6 protein-coding genes are annotated in these 4,726 nt (G+C 45.9%); all 6 read right to left on the reverse strand.

Going from position 1 to position 4,726, the window contains the following annotated elements; translation table 11 throughout:
• Positions 1-487 precede the first annotated feature (487 nt).
• Positions 488-1,837: a hypothetical protein gene (locus tag OCV77_RS16280; protein ID WP_055154201.1), complete on the reverse strand. Its 1,350-nt coding sequence runs from the start codon at positions 1,835-1,837 to the stop codon at positions 488-490.
• A gap of 332 nt (positions 1,838-2,169) precedes the next feature.
• Positions 2,170-2,403 carry a sodium ion-translocating decarboxylase subunit beta gene (locus OCV77_RS16285; protein WP_008399593.1) on the reverse strand — a complete coding sequence of 78 codons (234 nt, stop codon included), beginning with the start codon at positions 2,401-2,403 and terminating at the stop codon, positions 2,170-2,172.
• A 43-nt stretch (positions 2,404-2,446) separates the two neighbouring features.
• Positions 2,447-2,713, reverse strand: coding sequence for a prefoldin domain-containing protein (locus OCV77_RS16290; RefSeq protein WP_226969119.1), 267 nt, complete (start codon positions 2,711-2,713; stop codon positions 2,447-2,449).
• Entirely contained in the window at positions 2,703-3,812 is a 1,110-nt protein-coding gene (locus OCV77_RS16295; RefSeq protein WP_262575997.1) for a relaxase/mobilization nuclease domain-containing protein, read from the reverse strand. Before OCV77_RS16295 ends, OCV77_RS16290 begins: the two co-directional genes overlap by 11 nt.
• Positions 3,773-4,093 (reverse strand): MobC family plasmid mobilization relaxosome protein, encoded by a 321-nt coding sequence (locus OCV77_RS16300; RefSeq protein WP_009256578.1) that lies wholly within the window; start codon positions 4,091-4,093, stop codon positions 3,773-3,775. Before OCV77_RS16300 ends, OCV77_RS16295 begins: the two co-directional genes overlap by 40 nt.
• Before the next feature lie 4 nt (positions 4,094-4,097).
• Positions 4,098-4,259: a hypothetical protein gene (locus OCV77_RS16305; protein ID WP_007885225.1), complete on the reverse strand. Its 162-nt coding sequence runs from the start codon at positions 4,257-4,259 to the stop codon at positions 4,098-4,100.
• Positions 4,260-4,726: the final 467 nt, after the last annotated feature.

The following is a 4,726-nucleotide window of genomic DNA, read 5'->3' on the forward strand; positions in this document are numbered from 1 at the left end:
ACGGACAATGAAGCACAGGGGGAAGTAACGAAACGGACGGACAGCCGTTTTCCCCTCCGGCATTATAGCCAACAAAAAAGAGTATCAAGGGTAAACGCTGCGGTCTATGACCGCCCTTGACACTCTTTTCCTTATGGCTTTGATAATAAACAAGGGGAAATGGCTTCTTGTGGCATTTCTGCCCCTGTGATATAATGAACGACGCTACCGCCCCCAGACAGGTAGAGAAAGGGGGTGAACCGCATGAGTGAACTTCTGTCATTTTTTCTCTCTGTTTTGGCAAGTGTAGTTGCCTACTACATCTGCAAATGGTTGGACGGAGAAGAATAACTGGTAGCCAGCCTTGGGATTAAGCCACCCACCCAGAACGGAATAGAAAAGCCCCGGAGTCGCAACCTCCGGGGCTTTTTGCTGTGCCACATGAGCACTTCTGTCATTTTCGCCTACTGGTATTATAGCATATGCCTTTCGGCATTTCAAGTATACCCTACTTCCACCACTTCAATACAGTATGCCGGCTAAGCCCAGTTTCTCTCTCACAATCTATCTTCTTTCCGTCCGGATGCTGCTGTTTCCATTCTTCGACAATCTTCGACTTTTCTCCGCTGCCTTTTGGTCTACCCTCTTTATTTCTCCATGCTCCATTTGGATAATCCAATGTTTGTACCAACCTTGCACGCTCTAAATGTTCAGCCTGTTTTCTTCCGTTCCGTTTGCTTGCTGGCATAGCAATAGCCGATACTCTTTCGGCTTCCCTGCGACTGTATGTGACATAATTCTCTTGATAAAACTGCATGGCGTCCAGTATATCACGCTTGGTAAAGCGGTTATGCTCATCATCTGACATATCATCAAGGAACTGCAATAGGGAAAAAGCGTCTGTAAAAAGCTCATCTTCCGGAATATCGCACTTAACGGCATAGGACGCCAAAACGCAAAGGCAGCTGTATCTGTGCCCTACAGAAGCCCCCTCTTTTATTTTCCGCAGCCACCAATCATATAAGTCCCTTTTGACATGCCAGCGCTCACGGCGCTCCCCCTGCACAATTCGCTTTTCATACCATTCCGGGTACTTCTTCCGGGCTTCGGCAAGACTCAAATCGCTCTTATAGTGAAAATCCGTGACCGCCTTGCTCTTATCCATAAGATACCCGTTCAAATACTCAATCGTCACTCTCTCGCCCGTTTCAAAAGCCTTTACCGGGTATCTCTTTCCCAGCTTTGACTGCGTTCCAACCATACGGAAGCCCTGAAAAATCCCCTGATACTGAACCTGTTCCCGTTCTGTGAAAGTGCTTGTATAACGGTTCCAGACTTTCGCAATCAGCTCATACTTGAACTCTCGAAGCTTATCCTGCAAATGCTTATACAAGGGAACCGGCTTTTCCAGCAGATAATATAAATGCAGCCCGTGACCGCTGTTAATACAGTAAGTGCATTTCGGGATAATATCATGGTTCATTTGATGGAACACATCACGGAGCTGCGGCATCTCCACCCCGTCAAGGTCTATCGCTATCCCATACAGCCACCTTGCATTGGCTGCCGTCCGATTTCTGCCGGAATACGCCACAGGGGACATGACAGCAAACTCTGCCCCCTTGACCTCATCAATGACCGACAAATCATCAAATACAATCCGATTCTTCGCCTTATCATTCTCAACTATGGTTATAATGCCATTTGCCTTTCCGTCCTCAAAATGCCCCTTTCTCTCAAAACTTCCCTCTGGAAAAACAGCCCGATAAAACTCTTTCGGCTTCACTTCCTCAAAGAACTGCCCCAGCCATTCATTTTTCAGCTTATACAACTGCTTTTCAGTCGGTTTTTTTGCCATATTCCCACCACCTTTTTCTCCCCTCCAAAACACCTATAGGGGGCTTATATTATCAATACAGTTTATTGCACATTTTTGACCTCTTAAAAAAGGGCTGGTTTTCTCTCCCTTTCCTTGCCATTATAGCACTGCTACTTTTCCTTCGCAATCTCACTTTTCTCGTATTCAGAACAGTGCCCCCCTCTCTTTACACGGTCTCCGGCAACGGGACAATACCAATCTTTCCTATAAGCGCAGCTTGTGCAGCTCTCCTGCTCTCTTTTTTCTTTCTCCATAGTCTTTTACACCTCACTCCCTCTCGCCTTGACCGCTTATCTTATCACTGCATTATTTTACCTTTTTCTCTTCAAATAAAAAATTATCGCTACTATCAACATCACAACACCTATCGCAATAAGCAAGATGCTGACAAGAACACTATTCAACTTTCCTGCGACAAATACCGAGGTAGGACCATCTGCACCTCCGATTATAGCAATAGCATTATTATTCATCTTCAATGCAACACCCACAATAACAGATATTATTCCAACAATACCAGCAACGATTCCTAATATTTTTTTCATTGACTAATCTCCTTTCTCAACCTTCCGATTTGTCGATTTCTTTTTACTTACCAAGCATACCATATAACAGCATAAGAAACACTAAAATATTACAGACCATACCGCCCCAAAACAGGTACAGCTTTAAGCCCTCATATCTGAAAAAGCTGTTCTTACTTTCCTCCAGCTCCCGGATCTTTTGCTTCATCACGCTCGTAAGTGTATCAGACTGCTTCTCAAGAAGCTTTGTAGCCCTCTGTATAGCCTCTATATTCGCCTGTAACGCCTTTCTAACCTCTTGGACGGTGTTTTCCTTAACCTCATCTTTCAAACTCCCAATCTCGCCCGATATAGCGTCTTGAAGCAATTCGTTGCTGTTCTTCAGCAGCTCTACGCTCTGCTTCAGCTCGCTGATGAGCTTCCTGTTCTGCTCTGCGTCTCTCTGCCTGTTCTGCTCTGCCCTTACTTGTTCTTGATTTGACTGCTTCATCAATTCCTCGCAGTTCTCGCTCGACATCGCCAACGCTTCTTTGAGCAGACTGTTTTCCAGCTCTGTCCGGCTCTGTCGGTTTAACTCTTGAAGCTGCTCTCTTGAACTGCTCTGCTTCTGCTGTTCGTGCATTTCTCTCAAACTCATGCTCCATGCTCTCCTTTCCAAAATCCATATTGTAGTATTTTTCCAGCTTGTTATCCCTGATTTTACAAGCCTTTTCTCCTGCCTGTTCCCTGGCTAAGTCGGTATATGTGATGTACTTGTGGCTGTCCTGCCAGTCTACGCCGTACCCTCTTTCATTCATCATCCGGATAAAGTTTTCCCGGCTGGTCGCTGTTTCCTTACAGTCCAGCACCGCAAGGGCAATATCCTGCACATAGCTTTTGACCTTTCCCTGCTCTGCCTGTTTCAAAAGCTGGTAGGTGTCTTTGCTCCATGCCACCGTTTCTTCCCGGACTTCTCCAGCAAAGGTCTTTCCTTTCTCCGGCACATGCAAGCCCTGTTCCCGGCTCTGCTCGTTGCACCGTTCCTTTAGGTCTTTAAGGTCGTGCTTACTCCATTGGAGCTTATGACCGTCCTCATAATTTACGGAATTGACAATAAAATGCGTGTGTATATGCCCCTTGTCTATATGCGTGGCTATCAGAACTTCATGCCCTTTCCATGCCTTTGTATGCTCTGCCAGCTCGACAGCGTTCTTGTGAGCCTGCTCCGGGGTTATTTTCTCGTCCTCATGGTAGGATTGCACATAATGCTTATAGGTTCTTCCATCCGTCTTGCCCCACAGCTCCTTTGTGGCTTGCATTTCTTCCTTGACCGTCTCCGGCTCACAATGCAGACCGCTGACAAGCTTCTCCTCTGTCTTTTCTTTTTTTGTCACATAATCTATGGCGTGCCCTATGCCCGCCTTTGAAGATACCGCCTTAATGACTGCCATACTTTGTTCAGCTCCTCTCCATGCTTCCGCACTTCCGCTTCACTCGGCAACATTCCCCCCTCATTACACCGCTTTGCTATCTGGTTGAGGTTGTTCCCTATCCGTTTCAGTTCCGGGATAAGTTCCTTGATACCGTCCGTATTCACGATTTGCTTCTCCAGCACACAGGAAAGGATATATTCCTGCTGGTTCTTTCCACTCTCTGAAATCTTCTCCTGTAGCTGCTGGTATTCTTCTTCACTTACCCGGAATGATAGCTGCTTTGGTCTTGTCTTGTTCATACCCTTACCACTCCATATCCATGACATCAAGTAGGTCAAAGAAACGCTCCAGCGTCTTATTTTCCTTTTCTGCCGGATTCTGTTTTACATATTTATCAATTACTTTCATCAGCTCCTGCACCTCGTATCTGTACTCAAACTGAATTTTATCCATATCTTTTTTCATGCCTTTGACCTCTCTTTCTTCGGTGCTACCACCGTCATATTATGAGCCTTCCGGCTCGTTTAAAAGGGGGATTGAAGGGGGGCTTGCCACCCTCACAAGTTCTAAAGTGGTAACACTTTAGGGAACTTGCAATATATCCGCTACACATATTATAGCATGATAGACACCCTATATCAAGCGGATATATTCGTGCGTATATTCTGCCAAGAATATAGTGGAGCTTACTTCCTCTTGGGCGACTTTGAAAGTGTAGGAGGGAGACAGTCAAGGGCTTGTTTTTTATCTGCAGTATGAGCTTCGGCTTGCCGATCAGCGAGTACAGCAGATAAAAAATGGTCGCAGACCACCCTTTACTTTCTTCCGCCGGAACGGACAATGAAGCACAGGGGGAAGTAACGAAACGGACGGACAGCCGTTTTCCCCTCCGGCATTATAGCCAACAAAAAAGAGTATCAAGGGTAAACGCT

The sequence above is a fragment of the Suilimivivens aceti genome, from assembly GCF_025567405.1.
In the GTDB taxonomy this organism is placed as follows: domain Bacteria; phylum Bacillota; class Clostridia; order Lachnospirales; family Lachnospiraceae; genus Suilimivivens; species Suilimivivens aceti.

What these genes read in the sequence shown, in the direction of transcription:
- OCV77_RS16295 (WP_262575997.1), bottom strand. Translation starts at nt 3,812, where the DNA reads ATGGCAGTCATTAAGGCGGTATCTTCAAAGGCGGGCATAGGGCACGCC.
- OCV77_RS16280 (WP_055154201.1), bottom strand. Translation starts at nt 1,837, where the DNA reads ATGGCAAAAAAACCGACTGAAAAGCAGTTGTATAAGCTGAAAAATGAA.
- OCV77_RS16305 (WP_007885225.1), bottom strand. Translation starts at nt 4,259, where the DNA reads ATGAAAAAAGATATGGATAAAATTCAGTTTGAGTACAGATACGAGGTG.
- OCV77_RS16285 (WP_008399593.1), bottom strand. Translation starts at nt 2,403, where the DNA reads ATGAAAAAAATATTAGGAATCGTTGCTGGTATTGTTGGAATAATATCT.
- OCV77_RS16300 (WP_009256578.1), bottom strand. Translation starts at nt 4,093, where the DNA reads ATGAACAAGACAAGACCAAAGCAGCTATCATTCCGGGTAAGTGAAGAA.